The organism is Oceanicola sp. 22II-s10i, assembly GCF_002210105.1.
Lineage (GTDB): Bacteria > Pseudomonadota > Alphaproteobacteria > Rhodobacterales > Rhodobacteraceae > Pseudooceanicola.
Map to the genome: position 1 here is coordinate 1,188,759 of NZ_AQQU01000001.1, position 14,209 is coordinate 1,202,967.

13 protein-coding genes are annotated in these 14,209 nt (G+C 66.8%); 7 read left to right on the forward strand and 6 right to left on the reverse strand.

The features are described from left to right. Positions 1 to 7: 7 nt before the first annotated feature. Entirely contained in the window at positions 8 to 790 is a 783-nt protein-coding gene (locus ATO6_RS05935) for a VacJ family lipoprotein (protein WP_088622971.1), read from the forward strand. Then, positions 762 to 1,385, forward strand: coding sequence for a phospholipid-binding protein MlaC (locus ATO6_RS05940; protein ID WP_088622972.1), 624 nt, complete (start codon positions 762 to 764; stop codon positions 1,383 to 1,385). The genes ATO6_RS05935 and ATO6_RS05940 overlap by 29 nt, the downstream gene beginning before the upstream one ends. A 21-nt stretch (positions 1,386 to 1,406) precedes the next feature. Here ATO6_RS05940 and ATO6_RS05945 read toward each other — a convergent pair whose 3' ends face one another. After that, a complete protein-coding gene (locus ATO6_RS05945) occupies positions 1,407 to 3,605 on the reverse strand; it encodes a transglycosylase domain-containing protein (protein ID WP_088622973.1) in 2,199 nt (732 codons plus the stop codon). 256 nt (positions 3,606 to 3,861) lie between these two features. On the opposite strand from ATO6_RS05945, the gene ATO6_RS05950 reads away from it, so the two are divergent. Continuing rightward, positions 3,862 to 4,200, forward strand: a complete 339-nt coding sequence (locus tag ATO6_RS05950; protein WP_088622974.1) for a P-II family nitrogen regulator — start codon at positions 3,862 to 3,864, stop codon at positions 4,198 to 4,200. Positions 4,201 to 4,232: 32 nt separating this feature from the next. Beyond that, entirely contained in the window at positions 4,233 to 5,555 is a 1,323-nt protein-coding gene (locus ATO6_RS05955) for an ammonium transporter (protein ID WP_088622975.1), read from the forward strand. Positions 5,556 to 5,699: 144 nt separating this feature from the next. Here ATO6_RS05955 and ATO6_RS05960 read toward each other — a convergent pair whose 3' ends face one another. From ATO6_RS05960 to ATO6_RS05980, 5 genes are all read right to left on the reverse strand, one after another. Beyond that, a complete protein-coding gene (locus ATO6_RS05960; RefSeq protein ID WP_088622976.1) occupies positions 5,700 to 6,812 on the reverse strand; it encodes a DUF3618 domain-containing protein in 1,113 nt (370 codons plus the stop codon). Beyond that, positions 6,809 to 7,246: a phage holin family protein gene (locus ATO6_RS05965; RefSeq protein WP_088622977.1), complete on the reverse strand. Its 438-nt coding sequence runs from the start codon at positions 7,244 to 7,246 to the stop codon at positions 6,809 to 6,811. Before ATO6_RS05965 ends, ATO6_RS05960 begins: the two co-directional genes overlap by 4 nt. Continuing rightward, positions 7,243 to 7,884: a hypothetical protein gene (locus ATO6_RS05970; protein ID WP_088622978.1), complete on the reverse strand. Its 642-nt coding sequence runs from the start codon at positions 7,882 to 7,884 to the stop codon at positions 7,243 to 7,245. The genes ATO6_RS05965 and ATO6_RS05970 overlap by 4 nt, the downstream gene beginning before the upstream one ends. A 129-nt stretch (positions 7,885 to 8,013) precedes the next feature. Beyond that, positions 8,014 to 8,391 (reverse strand): rhodanese-like domain-containing protein, encoded by a 378-nt coding sequence (locus ATO6_RS05975; RefSeq protein ID WP_088622979.1) that lies wholly within the window; start codon positions 8,389 to 8,391, stop codon positions 8,014 to 8,016. A gap of 15 nt (positions 8,392 to 8,406) precedes the next feature. After that, on the reverse strand, positions 8,407 to 9,300 hold the full coding sequence (locus tag ATO6_RS05980) for an MBL fold metallo-hydrolase (RefSeq protein WP_088622980.1): 894 nt from the start codon (positions 9,298 to 9,300) through the stop codon (positions 8,407 to 8,409). Between the two features lie 169 nt (positions 9,301 to 9,469). Between ATO6_RS05980 and ATO6_RS05985 the strand changes: the two genes are divergently transcribed. The 3 genes from ATO6_RS05985 (at position 9,470) to ATO6_RS05995 (ending at position 14,114) form a co-directional block, all read left to right on the forward strand. Further along, the gene (locus ATO6_RS05985; protein ID WP_088622981.1) at positions 9,470 to 10,702 is read left to right on the forward strand and encodes a urate hydroxylase PuuD; all 1,233 of its coding nucleotides are present in this window, start codon (positions 9,470 to 9,472) and stop codon (positions 10,700 to 10,702) included. Positions 10,703 to 11,046: 344 nt separating this feature from the next. After that, a complete protein-coding gene (mutL, locus tag ATO6_RS05990; protein ID WP_088622982.1) occupies positions 11,047 to 12,900 on the forward strand; it encodes a DNA mismatch repair endonuclease MutL in 1,854 nt (617 codons plus the stop codon). Continuing rightward, positions 12,897 to 14,114, forward strand: coding sequence for a DNA recombination protein RmuC (locus ATO6_RS05995; protein WP_088622983.1), 1,218 nt, complete (start codon positions 12,897 to 12,899; stop codon positions 14,112 to 14,114). Before mutL ends, ATO6_RS05995 begins: the two co-directional genes overlap by 4 nt. Positions 14,115 to 14,209: the final 95 nt, after the last annotated feature.

Here is a 14,209-nt window from a genome sequence, read left to right on the forward strand (position 1 = left end):
CTCCATCATGCTCCCGAAATCCATCCCCTTTCGTAAAACTGTCAGCGGTTTCCTTGCCCTCGCCCTGTTCTCCGGCCTGTCCGCCTGCGGCGGGCCGTCCGAACCCGGCGGCATCTACGATCCGTTCGAACAGGCCAACCGCGCCCGGCATGAGCAGATGAAACGGGTCGACCGCGCTGTCCTGCGGCCCCTGGCGATCGATTACGTGACGACGCTGTCCCCGGTGCAGCAGAAGGCCGTGTCCAACTTTGCCCTGAATGCCAGCATGCCGGGGATCGTGGTGAACAACCTGCTCCAGTTCCGCATGGACCATGCGCTGGCCAACACGGTGCGTTTCGCGGTCAACACGACCGCCGGACTGGGTGGCATCGCGGATGTGGCCAGCACCATCGGGATTCCGCCGCAGGAGACCGATTTCGGGGCCACGCTGGCGTACTGGAACGTCCCCGAGGGCGCCTTCCTGTCGCTGCCGGTGATCGGTCCCTCGACCGTGCGCGACGCGACCGGCGGTGTGGTCGACCTGTTCCTGAACCCGCTGCGTTACGTGATCCCGGCGCCGGAGCGTTACGTGACGACCGTGGCCAAGGTCGGCGACGTGCTGGGGACGCGTGGCCGGTTCGCCGACACGGTCGACAGCGTGCTGTACGAAAGCGCCGACAGCTACGCTGCGCTGCGATCCGCCTATCTGCAGCGCAGACGCTATGAACTGGGGGGTGACGCCGCCGCCGGGGATGCCTATCTGGACCCGTATGGATCAAGCGATGTCTACACCGACCCCTATCTCGAATAGCCTGTCCCGCCGCGCTTTCATGGCCGGCCTGACGGCCATGGCGGCGCTGCCGCTCCTTCCCGCCCGCGCCTTCGCGCTGACGGACAGCGCGGCGAAATCACTTGTCGACAAGCTGGTCGCCGACATCAACACCGTGATCGGCTCGGGCAAGTCCGAAGCCGCGATGATCCGGGATTTCGAAGGCATTTTCGCGCGTTACGCAGATGTGCCGATCATCGCGCGGTCCTGCCTGGGCGCCGATGCGCGGAACTACAACGCGGCGCAGCTCGACGCCTACACCAATGCGTTCCGGGGGTATATCGGCCGGAAATACGGCAAACGGTTCCGCGAATTCATCGGCGGCCGGATCGAGGTCCGCGACGCCAAGGCGGTCAAGACCTGGCACGAGGTGGTTACGATCGCCTACCTGCGCGGCGAGGCCCCGTTCGAGGTGCGGTTCTTTGTCTCGGATCGGTCCGGGCGGACCCTGTTCTTCGACATGCTGATCGAAGGCGTATCCCTGCGGCTGACCGAACGGACCGAGATCGGCGCGATGCTGGACCGCGCCCGTGGCGACATCGCCAAGCTGACGGCGGAATTGCAGCGCGCGGGCTGAGGCCCGCGCCCTGGCGCAACCCTATCGCAATCCCAGAATGTCCTTGAGGATCCGTTCGACCGGGTTCTCGGGCTGCGCCTGACGCGGCCGCTCTGCGGGCTGGCCCTGCGGCGGCGGAACCTGCGCCGGATCGGGCGCCAGCATCGGCAGCGGACGACGTTCCTGCCCGTCGTGGATGCGCACCATCGCCTCGCGCCAGATCTCGGCGGGCAGACCCGAACCGGTCACGCCGGTCAGCGGGGTGTTATCGTCGTATCCCATCCAGACGCCCGCGACGTAATCGGCCGAGAAACCGATGAACCACGCGTCCCGTGCCGCCTGGGTGGTGCCGGTCTTGCCCGCCACCTCGAGCCCGTCGATGTTGGCCCGCGCGCCGGTGCCCTCGGTCACGACCTTGCGCATCATCCAGATCAGCTCGCGCGCGGCGGATTCGCGGATCACGCGTTCGCCGATGCCCGTTTCGTTGACCATCAGCGGCTCGGTTTCGCCCTGCAGGGTCAGCTCGGTAAGGCCGTATGGCGTGACCGAAGAGCCGCCGTTCAGGATGCCCGCATAGGCGCCGACCATCTCGATCAGCGTGCTTTCAGACACGCCGAGCGCCAGCGCCGGACCGGCGGCCAGATCGCTCTGGATGCCGAAATCGCTGGCGATCTGGCGCACCGAATCCAGCCCCACTTCGCGCGACATGCGGATCGCGGGGATGTTCAGCGAATTCTTGAGCGCGTCGATCAGTGTGACGGTGCCGCGGAACTTGTGATCGTAGTTCTCGGGCGACCACGGGCCGGAGCCGGGGATGTCGATGGTGAGCGGCGTGTCCTGCACGGTCGCATAGGGCGAATAACCCCGGTCCAGCGCGGCAGCATAGACGAAGGGCTTGAACGACGACCCGGTCTGCCGCAGCGCCTGTGTCGCGCGGTTGAACGCGCCTGACACCTTGGTGCGGCGGCCGCCGACCATGGCGCGGACCGCCCCGTCCGAACTCATCACCACGATGGCGGCCTGCGCCTTGGAGCCTTCCTTGACCTTGTCCGAGAAGATCACCTTCATCGCATCCTCGGCCGCGCGCTGGATGCGCTGGTCCATCGTGGTGCGGATGATGACGTCTTCGGTGGTCTTGCGGGTCAGGAATTCAGGTCCCGTGGACATAACCCAGTCGGCGAAGTAGCCGCCCGCCTTGGCCTCGGCCGCTTCGGACAGTTCCGCAGGGTTCGCGATGGCGGCGGCCATGTCGCCCGAGGACAGGTAACCCTGCTCCTCCATCAGCCCGAGGATCAGCGCCGCCCGGTCCTGTGCCAGTTGCAGGTTGTTCGTGGGCGCATAGCGCGTCGGCGCCTTCAGCAGCCCGGCCAGCATCGCGGCCTCGGCGGCGTTCACGTTGGCGGCGGACTTGCCGAAATACCGCTGGCTGGCCGCTTCGAAGCCCCGCGCCCCCGCGCCGAGGAAGGCGCGGTTCATGTAGATCGTCAGGATCTCGTCCTTGGTGTACTTCATCTCCATCGCGACGGAGTAGATGGCCTCCTTTGCCTTGCGCCACAGCGTCGTCCGGCGGCAGTCGGCCTCGTATTCGGCCTCGTCCTCCCAGACATCCGGGTCGTAGGGCGTGCCCAGGCACAGTAGCTTTGCGGTCTGCTGCGTAATGGTGGAGCCACCGTGCCCCTGCAGCGGGCCGCGGCCTTCGCGCATGTTGATCCGGATGGCGCTGGCGATGCCGCGCGGCGATACGCCGAAGTGACGGTAGAACCGCTTGTCCTCGGTCGCGACGATGGCGTTCTTCAGGTAGGGCGACACGGTTTCCGTCGTCACCACGCCGCCGAACTGGTCGCCGCGCCAGGCATAGACCTGACCGCCCTGGTCCAGCATCGTCACCGATCCGCGGGCGCGGCCATCCAGCAGATCATCCGACGCGGGCAGGGTCGTCGCCATGTAGGCCGACAGGCCGAGTATGATCAGGACAGCCGTCAGGCCGAGTCGCCACGACACGCCCCAGACGATCCGCCAGACCCAGCGGAACAGGCCGATAAAGAATGCGGCAATCGGATTGCGCCTGCGGGCCGCAGGCTTGCGAACCCGCGCGGCCGGCTTCTTGGGAGGCGCCTTGCGCCCGCCGCCCGTTCCGCCGCGACCACCGCCCGACGTCTTGGAACCGCCGCTGCCCTGGCCGGACTTCGACGTGTATCTGCGATCCGCCACCAGCGGTTTCCGCTTTCCAGACTCACTCATGCTGCCCTGCCCGGCGCCCTTTTGTTTGCGTCAGAATACCCCGTGTCCCGCCCGATGTAGAGGGGCGATCTGGGTCAATGGCGTTCTTGTGATGCCCAAAAAACAGGCAAAAATCAGCAAGTGCGCAAATACTGTGCGCTCATGCCCGGTATTTGCCCGTTCCAAGGCGCTCAGGGTTCCCGTGCTGCGCTGCGGAAGTCTTAGCTGCCGGTGCGAATGGCGGGGGCTGCTTCCCGCGACAAGGAAGGGGATCACAGTGAAACTCATCATAGCGACAATCAAGCCGTTCAAGCTCGAGGAGGTCCGCGAGGCGCTGACCGAAATCGGCGTGCGCGGCATGATGGTTACGGAGATCAAGGGCTTCGGCTCGCAGTCCGGTCACACGGAAATTTACCGCGGCGCGGAATACGCCGTGAATTTCGTGCCGAAGATCAAGCTCGAGATCGCGGTCAGTGCCGCCATGGCCGATCAGGTCGTCGAGACGATCACCAGCACGGCCAAGACCGGCAAGATCGGCGACGGCAAGATTTTCGTTCTCGATATCACGCAGGCCGTCCGGGTCCGGACCGGCGAGACCAACGAAGACGCACTGTGAGCGCACGGACAGGGGAAACCAAGGAAATGCAAATGAAATCCATCGTGAAACTGAGCCTCGCGGCCGCGCAGATCGCGGCGCCGAGCCTCGGTCTGGCCCAGGAGGCCGACACGACGCCGCCGAACGGTGACATCGGCTACATCTTCACCACCTTCATGTTCCTCGTCACGGGCTTCCTCGTGATGTTCATGGGCTGCGGCTTTGCGATGCTCGAAGCCGGTCTGGTCCGCCAGAAGAACGTGACCATGCAGCTGACCAAGAACGTGGCGCTGTTCTCGCTCGCCGCGATCTTCTACTACCTGCTGGGCTACAACCTGATGTATCCGGGCGACGGCTGGTCCATCGACGGTATCCTCGGTGCCTTCTCGACCACCACGCTCGAGCCGGTCGGTCTGGCCGATACCGAAACCGACCTGACCTATGCCTCCGTCGGTTCCGACTTCTTCTTCCAGCTGATGTTCTGTGCCGCCACCGCCTCGATCGTTTCGGGCGCACTGGCCGAGCGGATCAAGCTGTGGCCGTTCCTCGTGTTCACCGTCATCCTGACCGCCGTGATCTACCCGGTTCAGGCCTCGTGGAAATGGGGCGGCGGCTTCCTCGATGCGGCTGGTTTCCAGGACTTCGCGGGTTCGACCGTTGTGCACTCCGTCGGTGGCTGGGCCGCTCTGGCCGGCGCGCTGATCCTCGGGCCGCGTATCGGCAAGTACAAGGACGGCATGGTTCACCCGATGCCGGGCTCCAACCTGACCCTCGCCACCCTCGGGACGTTCATCCTGTGGCTCGGCTGGTTCGGCTTCAACGGCGGTTCGCAGCTCTACATGGACACCGCGGGCAACGTGGCTGACATCTCGCGCATCTTCGCGAACACCAACACTGCTGCTGCCGGTGGCGCGATCTCGGCGATGATCCTGACCCAGCTTCTCTACAAGAAGCCCGACCTGACGATGATCCTCAACGGTGCCCTCGCCGGCCTCGTGTCGATCACCGCAGAACCGCTCGCGCCCTCGCTCGGCTGGGCGACCATCGTGGGCATGATCGGCGGCGCCATCGTGGTCTTCGCGGTTCCGTTCCTCGACAAGCTCAAGATCGACGACGTCGTCGGCGCGATCCCGGTTCACCTCTGCGCCGGTATCTGGGGCACCCTGGCGGTTCCGTTCTCGAACGGCGATGCCTCCTTCGGCACCCAGATCTACTCGATCGTCGTCGTCGGCATCTTCGTCTTCGTGGTCTCGGCGGTTCTCTGGTTCATCCTTAAGATGACCATGGGCCTGCGCGTCAGCGAAGAGGACGAGATCAACGGTCTCGACATGGCCGAACTGGGGATGGAAGCATACCCCGAGTTTTCCAAGGGCTGATTTCTCCTTCCGATCAGACCTTTAACACCTGCCCGGGCGTTCGCGCCCGGGCTTTTTCTTTTGCGGGATCAGGCTTGCGGGCCCAACAAAAAAGACGCGGGCCGGAAAACCGGCCCGCGTCGCGTGTCGTTACCGTTGCCCCGGTCAGGACTTGACTGAATTGCCCAGACCGTTGCTCTTCGCGCTGTTCTTGGCAGCGTCCGCGATGTTCTCGACGCGGTTTTCCACGTCCTTCTCGGCGGATTTGACGGCGCCCTTCGCGTCGTCGACCAGATCGGACGCCTGCGCCTTGGCGGCTTCGGCGGTGTCCTCGGCGACCGACTTCAGCTTGGCCTTCTCCTCGGCATAGATGCGCTCCGCCTCGGAGAAGAGGTCGTCACGGTAGGCGCCGAACGCCTCGTTCTCGCGCGAGGTGCGCGGCAGGGCGCCGCCGATGGCCGCGCCGACGGCCAGCGCGAGGGCGCCAACGACCAGCGGCTGCTCCTCGAAGAAGCCGGTGGCGCGGTCGCGGCCCTTGCGGGCGAGATACTCGGCTTTCACCTGAGCCTCGTAGGCCTGGGTCCGGGCGGCGATCACGCGGCGGCGGGCCTCTTCGCTCATGTGCTGGGTGCCGTCGCTGATCCGGTCCCGCAGGTGGCGGGCCGAGGTGCCGATGCGGTCGGCGCGTTCCACGGCCTCGTCGCGGACGGAGGCATAGCGCTTCTGCGCCCCGGCGCGGGCTTCGGCGTAGTGCCGGCCGGCCGCGTCACGGGCATCGGCGACGCCGCGTGCCATGCGATCGCGGGCATCGCGAACGTTCTTCTGCGCGGTGTCCCAGGGCGAGGTGCCGTCATCCATCTGCGCGGTTGCCCCGTTGCCCGAAGGCACGACGCTGCGCGGCGGCATCTCGGGCGACAGCGGTGCGCGGTCGGCGAGGTGGCGCGGTTCGGCATAGTCGCGGTTGTACTGCGGCGCGGTGGCCGGAACCGGATAACGCGCCTCGGAGGACTTCCGGGCGGGCTTGCCGTTGGAATATGCCAGCCATGCGAGCCCGGCGACCGTCAGGGCGACGGCGGCGGGGTTGCGGCGCACCGTGCGGACCACGGCGTCGGACACCTCGGCCCCGTGTTCCGTCACGCTTTCGGTAAGCGAGGACATCATGCCATCGACCGAGATCCGGTCCTGGATCGTGCCGATGGTGCGGTTCAGGGCCGAGCGGTCACGCTCGATCTCTGCCTCGATCTCCTCGGGGGTGCGGGGGTGATGATTGTAGGTCATTGCAGCGTTCCTTTCAGAAGGTCAGCGTCTTTTTTGATGTTGTCGACTGTCCGGCGCGGGGCGAGGCTCGCCGCCTTGAGGCGGGCGATCCCGACGCGGACGAACAGGGCGGCGGCGATGGTGTAGAGCGCACCGACGATCAGCGCCGCGAAGACGAGCGGATAGGCCGTTCCGGCCAGGGCCACCGTGAGCGCGGCGATCAGAGCGGCGGTCAGCGTCGCGAGGGCGCAGATCGCGATCGCGACCCCCGCCACCACGTAGCCGATCCCGCGCGCGGCGCGGGATGCGCTCCGGTCCAGCTCGGCACGGGCGAGGTCGAACTCGTTCCGCAGCAGCGACGACACATGCCCGAGCGCCGCGCCGATCAGGTCGGTCGTGCTGGGCTGTGGCCGCCGGTGCGGATCCGTGCCGTAGTGGTCGGCGCCGTTGGTCATTTGTGGACCCCGTTCGCCAGCCCCCGATGGCCACCACCTGCATTGTAGGAGGTCAGCGGCTTGCTGGGCTCTTCGGGCTCGGGATGCGGGTCCGACCCGGCATGCGGCTGGGGATGCGCGCGCAGTTCGTCACGCTGCCAGTCGGCATTGCCGTCGCGGCCGACATAGGCCGGCGTCGGCTGGGGGCCGTAGCCACCGTCGTCGTGTCCGCCCGTCGCCTTCAGGAACCGACCGGCGGCAAAGCCCACAAGTGCGGCACCGCCGAGGAAGAACAGCGGATTGCGGCGCGCGTATTCGGAGAAGTCGCGCCCGATGTCGTCGATGTCGCGGTCGCGCAGGCCATCGGCGGCGTCGGCCACGTTCTCGGCCAGGCGGCCCACTAGACGTTCCTGAATGGAACCGTCCTGCAGGTCGCTGGCAGCGGCGCGCAGCGCTTCGGCCATCTTTGAGGTCTCGGACGCGGCGTGGTTCTTGACGCCGGTGCCGTAGTCATATGCGGACTGACGCGCGTCGGCGGCAAGGCTCTGCGCTGTCTCGCGCGCATCGCTGGCCAGTTCCTGCGCCTTGTGGCTCAGGTCGTCGCGGACGTCGTGCGCCGCGGCCTTCGCCTTCTTTTCGGGATCGGTGTGATCGGTCATGGCTGTGCTCCGTTTCTGTCCGGACCACAGGCATCTGGTCAGAGCGCTGCAGTCCGGTGATCGGGTGGCCAACGCGCAGCGGGCGTGTTGGGTTTCACCCGGTCACTGGGATTTGCAGCGCCGGAGCGCTCAGCCGGGCATCCGCTTCGGCGCGCCCGTGCCCATGTCGGTGCCGACATAGGGCAGGCCGGCGGCTTTCCACGCACCGAATCCGCCCTCGACATGGGCGATCTGCGTGAGCCCGGCAGCAATGGCCTTGCGCGCCATCTTGTCCGAACGCATGCCCGATCCGCAGTGCAGGACGATCCGCTTTTCGCCTTGTCCCGGCAGGGCCGCGGGGTCGAAAAAGGCCATCGGGAACAGCAGCGCGCCCTCGATGTGTTCGAACATGAATTCCTGCGGGGTGCGGACGTCGATCAGCACGATCTCGCCCGCGTCACGGGCCTTGCGCGTCTCTTCGGGGGTCCATGTTTCCAGCGTGACGCCGTCGACGGTTTCGGTCTTCATTGGGGTGCTCCTTGGTCAGAACCGGTTTGCGGGTATCTTGAAATAGCTGTGCCCGTCCGCCTCGGGCGGGGGCAGCTGCCCGGCGCGCAGGTTGACCTGCAGCGCGTGCAGCATCCGGTCGGGCAGCGACAACGTCGCGTCGCGCTTTTCGCGCAGGGCGATGTAGTCGGCCCGGCTTTTCCCGGCGAGGTGCGGGTTGCTGGCGCGATGTTCGGCCACGGTGGCCTCCCACGCCGGATCGGTGCGGTCGCCGACAGGCGGGTAGTCGTGGCCGATGAACAGCCGGGTGTTGTCCGGCAGGGCAAGGATCGCCATCAGGCTGTCGTGCAGCATGGCCGCCGATCCGCCGGGGAAGTCCGCCCGCGCGGTGCCCGCGTCGACATGCATGAAGGTGTCGTGCACGAAGGCCGCATCCCCGATCACGTAGGTGATCGAGCCGAGCGTATGGCCCGGCGACAGCATGACCTTCACCTCCAGTTCGCCCAGCCGGAATGTCTCGCCCTCCGCGAAGAGCCGGTCGAAATCCCGCGTCACGTCGAAGGCGTCGGGCATGTGGTAAATGTCGCGCCACAGCTCCGCGATTTCGGCCACCTTCGCCCCGATGGCGTTCGGCGCGCCGGTCTGCTGTTTCAGCCAGTGCGAGGCCATGAAGTGGTCGGCATGGGGGTGCGTGTCCAGCACCCACTCCACCGTCAGCCCTTCGCGGGCGACGAAGTCGAGGATCTCCTGCGCGGAGTCGTGAGAGGCCACGGCGTTCTTCGGATCGAAATCCTGCACCACGTCGATCAGCGCGCAGCGCTTCGTGGCCTCGTCGATGGCGACGTATTGCACGGACCCCGTGGCCTTGTCGTAAAATCCCTGCACCCGCGGCGATCCTGCCCCGCGGGAGGCGCTGGTTCTGGTGAACATGGTCAGTCCTTCCGTATTCGCATTCCGAATGTAGAATGTTTCTGGCCCGCCGCAAGTTCCGCCCTGTTTCCGTGCAGGCCGCCGGACCGCCCCGACCGGAGCGACGCAGCGGATTGCCGCGGGGGCGCGGCGGGTCTAGCCTTGCAGGAAAATCTCGGGGGACAAAGGGATGTATGACTTCGCCGCCATCGGCGCCTGGCTCGAATTCGCGGTGCGCTGGACCCACGTGATCACCGCGATCGCGTGGATCGGATCCTCGTTCTACTTCATCGCGCTGGACCTCGGCCTGCACCGCGACCGCAACCTTGCCTCCGGTGCGGATGGCGAGGAATGGCAGGTCCACGGCGGCGGCTTCTACCACATCCAGAAGTACCTGATCGCGCCCGAGAAAATGCCCGACGACCTCGTCTGGTTCAAATGGGAGGCCTATTCGACATGGCTGACCGGTTTCGCGCTGCTGATCCTCGTCTATTACCTCGGGGCCGAGTTCTACCTCGTCGACCCGGCCATCGCCGATCTGGCGGGCTGGCAGGCGATCCTGATCTCGGTCGGGTCGCTCGGGTTCGGCTGGCTGGCCTACGACCGGATCTGCAAGTCGAAGTTCGGTGACGACAACACGCGGCTGATGCTGGCGCTCTACGTGATCCTCGTGGGGATCGCGTATTTCTACACCCACGTCTTCTCGGGCCGCGCCGCGATGCTGCATCTGGGCGCCTTCACCGCGACGATCATGAGCGCGAACGTCTTCTTCATCATCATGCCGAACCAGCGGATCGTCGTGGCCGACCTCAAGGCCGGGCGGGTGCCGGACGCGAAATACGGCAAGATCGCCAAGCAGCGGTCGACCCACAACAACTACCTGACGCTGCCCGTCATCTTTATGATGCTGTCGAACCACTACCCGCTGGCCTTCGCCACCGACTGGACCTGGCTGATCGCGTCGCTTGTGTTCCTGATGGGGGTGACGATCCGGCACTACTTCAACACGGTGCATTCCCGTAAGGGCAACCCGACCTGGACGTGGCTGGCGACGGCGGTGCTGTTCCTGATCGTAATGTGGCTGTCGACCGCGCCGATGTTCCGTAACGACGAGCCTGAAGAGGCGACCGGCGCCGCGGTCCGGTTCGCCCGGGCCGAGGGGTTCGCCGAGGTGCATGACATCGTGCTGGGCCGCTGCTCCATGTGTCACGCGGCGGAACCGGCGTGGGAAGGGCTGCTCTGGCCGCCCAAGGGCGTGCGGCTGGAAACCGAGAACCAGATCGCCCGGCAGGCGCGGGCGATCTACCTGCAGGCCGGGCTGGGGCATGCGATGCCGCCGGCGAACCTGAGCTTCATCGAGCCTGCGGAACGGGCGAAGATCGTCGCGTGGTACGAGGCGGCGACGTCGCGCGACGACGGGTAGGACAGGGCGGCGGTGACGCATCCGCTACGCCGGGCGAGCCTGCCCGTGGGTGGGCACAAGGCGCGGCGGGCTTCGCCCTTGATTACGCGTCCGGTCGGGAAGAGCACCCGGCTTGGGAGTGCCGTCATTCTCGGGCTCGACCCGAGGATCGATCTCCCGTCACGAGGTCCTCGGGTCGAGCCCGAGGATGACGATGCCTTTGCCGGAGCGCGCCACAGGCTCCCCCGCAAGGTTACATCAAGGCTTCGCGACGAAACATAACGGGAACATTGCGTCCGATATCCCGTTAAGGCATTCTTGACTTCCGTTTCCAGAATCACCGCATCCATGCTAGGTCTGGTGGAATGAACACTCAGCCACGCAATATAAGCCCCGACCGTCCCGTGATCCGGCAACTGGACGAGGCGGCGATCAACCGCATCGCGGCGGGCGAGGTGGTGGAGCGTCCGGCCTCCGCCGTGAAGGAACTGGTGGAAAACGCCATCGACGCGGGCGCGCGGCGGATCACGATCACGGTGGCAGATGGCGGCAAGACCCTGATCCGCGTGGCCGACGACGGCTGTGGCATGTCGCCCGAGGACCTGCCGCTGGCGCTGTCGCGCCACGCGACCTCCAAGATCGACGGCTCGGACCTGCTGAACATCCACAGTTTCGGCTTCCGGGGCGAGGCGCTGCCCTCGCTCGGCGCCGTCGGCCGGTTGCGCATCGCCTCGCGCGTGCAGGGTGGCGAGGGGCACGAGATCACCGTCTCCGGTGGCCGGGCCGAACCGGTCCGCCCGGCCGCGCTGCAGCCCGGCACGATCGTCGAGTTGCGGGACCTGTTCTTTGCCACGCCCGCGCGGCTCAAGTTCCTGCGCACCGACCGCGCGGAATCGCAGGCGGTCACCGACACGATCAGGCGGCTGGCGATGGCCGAGCCCTTCGTCACCTTCGTCCTGAAACAACGGCAGGGCGAGGACGAGCGCGAGGTCTTCCGCGCCGATGCCGAACAGGGCGACCTGTTCGAGGCGCTTTCGGCCCGCCTGTCCTCGGTGCTGGGGCGCGACTTCATCGCCAACGCGATCCCCGTGGATGCCGAGCGCGAGGGGCTCCACATGACCGGCTTCGCCGCCCTGCCGACCTATTCGCGCGGTGCGGCGGTGGCGCAGTATCTCTTCGTCAACGGACGGCCCGTGCGTGACCGGACCCTGACCGGCGCACTGCGCGCGGCCTATACCGACCTGCTCAGCCGCGACCGGCACCCGGCGGCGGCGCTGTTCATCGACTGTGATCCGCATCTGGTCGACGTGAACGTGCACCCCGCGAAATCCGAGGTCCGCTTCCGCGATCCCGGCGCGGCGCGCGGTCTGATCGTGACGGGCCTGCGCCATGCGCTGGCCGAACAGGGGCAACGCGCCTCGACCACCGTGGCGGGCGAGACGCTCGGCGCCTTCCGGCCGGAGCCGTCGGGCCCGCCGCGCGTCTACCAGATGGACCGCCCGTCGCGCGGGGCGATCGCCGCAGGCTGGTCCGCGCAGCAGCCGGTGTTCGAGGAACCGGCGCGCGCCTTCGACATGGACGATGCCGTCTCCGCCCGCGTCGAGACCGGCGCGCAAGGGCCGGACGAGAGCGCGGTCAGCCATCCCCTCGGCGCGGCGCGGGCGCAGGTGCACGAGAACTACATCATCGCCCAGACCGAGAGGGGGATGGTGATCGTGGACCAGCATGCGGCGCATGAGCGGCTCGTCTATGAACGCCTGAAACGGCAGATGGCGGAGACCGGGGTCGCCGCGCAGGCGCTGCTGATCCCGGAGATTGTCGAGCTTTCCTCCGGCGACCGCGCGTTGCTGCTGGAACACGCGGAAACGCTGGAACGCTTCGGTCTCGGGATCGAGCCCTTCGGCGGCAACGCCGTCGCGGTGCGCGAGACGCCCGCGATCCTGGGCGAGGTCGATGCACAGGCGATGGTGCGCGACATCCTCGACGAACTGGACGATGCGGGCGACAGCGACCTGCTGAAGGCGCGGCTGGACGCGATCCTCAGCCGGATGGCCTGCCACGGCTCCGTCCGGTCGGGCCGCCGGATGCGGGCGGAAGAGATGAACGCGCTGCTGCGCGAGATGGAGGCGACGCCCCATTCCGGCCAGTGCAACCACGGGCGGCCCACCTACGTGGAGCTGAAACTCTCTGATATCGAACGGCTTTTCGGACGCACATGATACGCATCGCGGGACATACCTTTTCGCTGGAAGACCCGGTCGTGCTGATCGGCCTCGGCGGCGCCGTGGGCTTCGTGCTGATCTGCCTGCTGCTGCTGCTGTCCATTCGCGCCAGCCGCAAGGCCGCCGACCCGCTGATCTACCAGCTGGACCAGATGGGCCGAACCATCGACGGCCTCTACCGCGGGCAGGAGCAGCTGTCGGGCGGGCTGACGACCGTGTCGAACGCGCAGGCCAGCGGTCAGGCGCAGGTGCTGCAGGCGATGGAGACCCGACTGGCGGCGGTGCAGAGCCAGATGAACGACCGCCTGCACGAGAATGCGATGAAGTCGGCGCGGGCGCTGTCCGAGATGCAGGAGAAGATGAACGAACAGCTTCGGGGCGGGTCGGAGAAGACGACCAAGTCGTTGACCGAGCTGCAGGAGCGGCTGGCGGTCATCGACAAGGCGCAGGAGAATATCACCCGGCTGTCGGGCGATGTGCTGTCGTTGCAGGACATCCTGTCGAATAAGCAGACGCGCGGGGCGTTCGGCGAGATCCAGCTGAACGACATCGTGGGCAAGGCGCTGCCCTCCGACAGCTTCTCGCTGCAGGCGGTGCTGTCGAACGGCAAGCGGGCGGACTGCCTGATCCACCTGCCGAACCCGCCGGGGCCGATCGTGATCGACGCCAAGTTCCCGCTGGAGGCCTACGAGAAGCTGAGGGCGGGCGAACCCGGCGCGGCGCAGCTGTTCAAGACCTCGGTCCGGGCGCATATCAAGGCGATTTCAGAGCGTTACATCATCGAAGGCGAAACGGCGGACGGGGCGCTGATGTTCCTGCCGTCCGAGGCGGTCTATGCCGAGCTGCATGCCAATTTCGGCGAGCTGGTGCGCGAGGGTTTTGCGGCACGGGTCTGGGTGGTGTCGCCCACCACCTGCATGGCGACGCTGAACACGATGCGCGCGATCCTGAAGGACGCGCGGATGCGGGAACAGGCGGGCGCGATCCGCAACATGCTGAAACTGCTGCACCGCGATGTGGAGCTGGTGTCGGAACGGGTCGGCAAGTTGCAGACCCATTTCGGACAGGCCCGGGCCGACCTGGAAGGGATCGGGACCGCCGCCGAGCGGGCCGGGAAGCGGGCTGCGCGGCTGGATAACTTCGACTTTGAGGAACTGGCGCCCGACGAGGGCGCGCAGGGGCTGGTGGGGCTGAAGCGGCCTGCCGAGTGACGTCGGGAGTTTTGGTCCGGGTTTTGGGGGCCCAGTCTAACCATTGATTGCAGTGCCCCCTGCTCGAGACGCGGCGGCCAGGTGAGCCATCCTCC

What these genes read in the sequence shown, in the direction of transcription:
- ATO6_RS05935 (WP_088622971.1), top strand. Translation starts at nt 8, where the DNA reads ATGCTCCCGAAATCCATCCCCTTTCGTAAAACTGTCAGCGGTTTCCTT.
- ATO6_RS05940 (WP_088622972.1), top strand. Translation starts at nt 762, where the DNA reads ATGTCTACACCGACCCCTATCTCGAATAGCCTGTCCCGCCGCGCTTTC.
- ATO6_RS05945 (WP_088622973.1), bottom strand. Translation starts at nt 3,605, where the DNA reads ATGAGTGAGTCTGGAAAGCGGAAACCGCTGGTGGCGGATCGCAGATAC.
- ATO6_RS05955 (WP_088622975.1), top strand. Translation starts at nt 4,233, where the DNA reads ATGAAATCCATCGTGAAACTGAGCCTCGCGGCCGCGCAGATCGCGGCG.
- ATO6_RS05960 (WP_088622976.1), bottom strand. Translation starts at nt 6,812, where the DNA reads ATGACCTACAATCATCACCCCCGCACCCCCGAGGAGATCGAGGCAGAG.
- ATO6_RS05965 (WP_088622977.1), bottom strand. Translation starts at nt 7,246, where the DNA reads ATGACCAACGGCGCCGACCACTACGGCACGGATCCGCACCGGCGGCCA.
- ATO6_RS05970 (WP_088622978.1), bottom strand. Translation starts at nt 7,884, where the DNA reads ATGACCGATCACACCGATCCCGAAAAGAAGGCGAAGGCCGCGGCGCAC.
- ATO6_RS05975 (WP_088622979.1), bottom strand. Translation starts at nt 8,391, where the DNA reads ATGAAGACCGAAACCGTCGACGGCGTCACGCTGGAAACATGGACCCCC.
- ATO6_RS05980 (WP_088622980.1), bottom strand. Translation starts at nt 9,300, where the DNA reads ATGTTCACCAGAACCAGCGCCTCCCGCGGGGCAGGATCGCCGCGGGTG.
- ATO6_RS05985 (WP_088622981.1), top strand. Translation starts at nt 9,470, where the DNA reads ATGTATGACTTCGCCGCCATCGGCGCCTGGCTCGAATTCGCGGTGCGC.
- mutL (WP_088622982.1), top strand. Translation starts at nt 11,047, where the DNA reads ATGAACACTCAGCCACGCAATATAAGCCCCGACCGTCCCGTGATCCGG.
- ATO6_RS05995 (WP_088622983.1), top strand. Translation starts at nt 12,897, where the DNA reads ATGATACGCATCGCGGGACATACCTTTTCGCTGGAAGACCCGGTCGTG.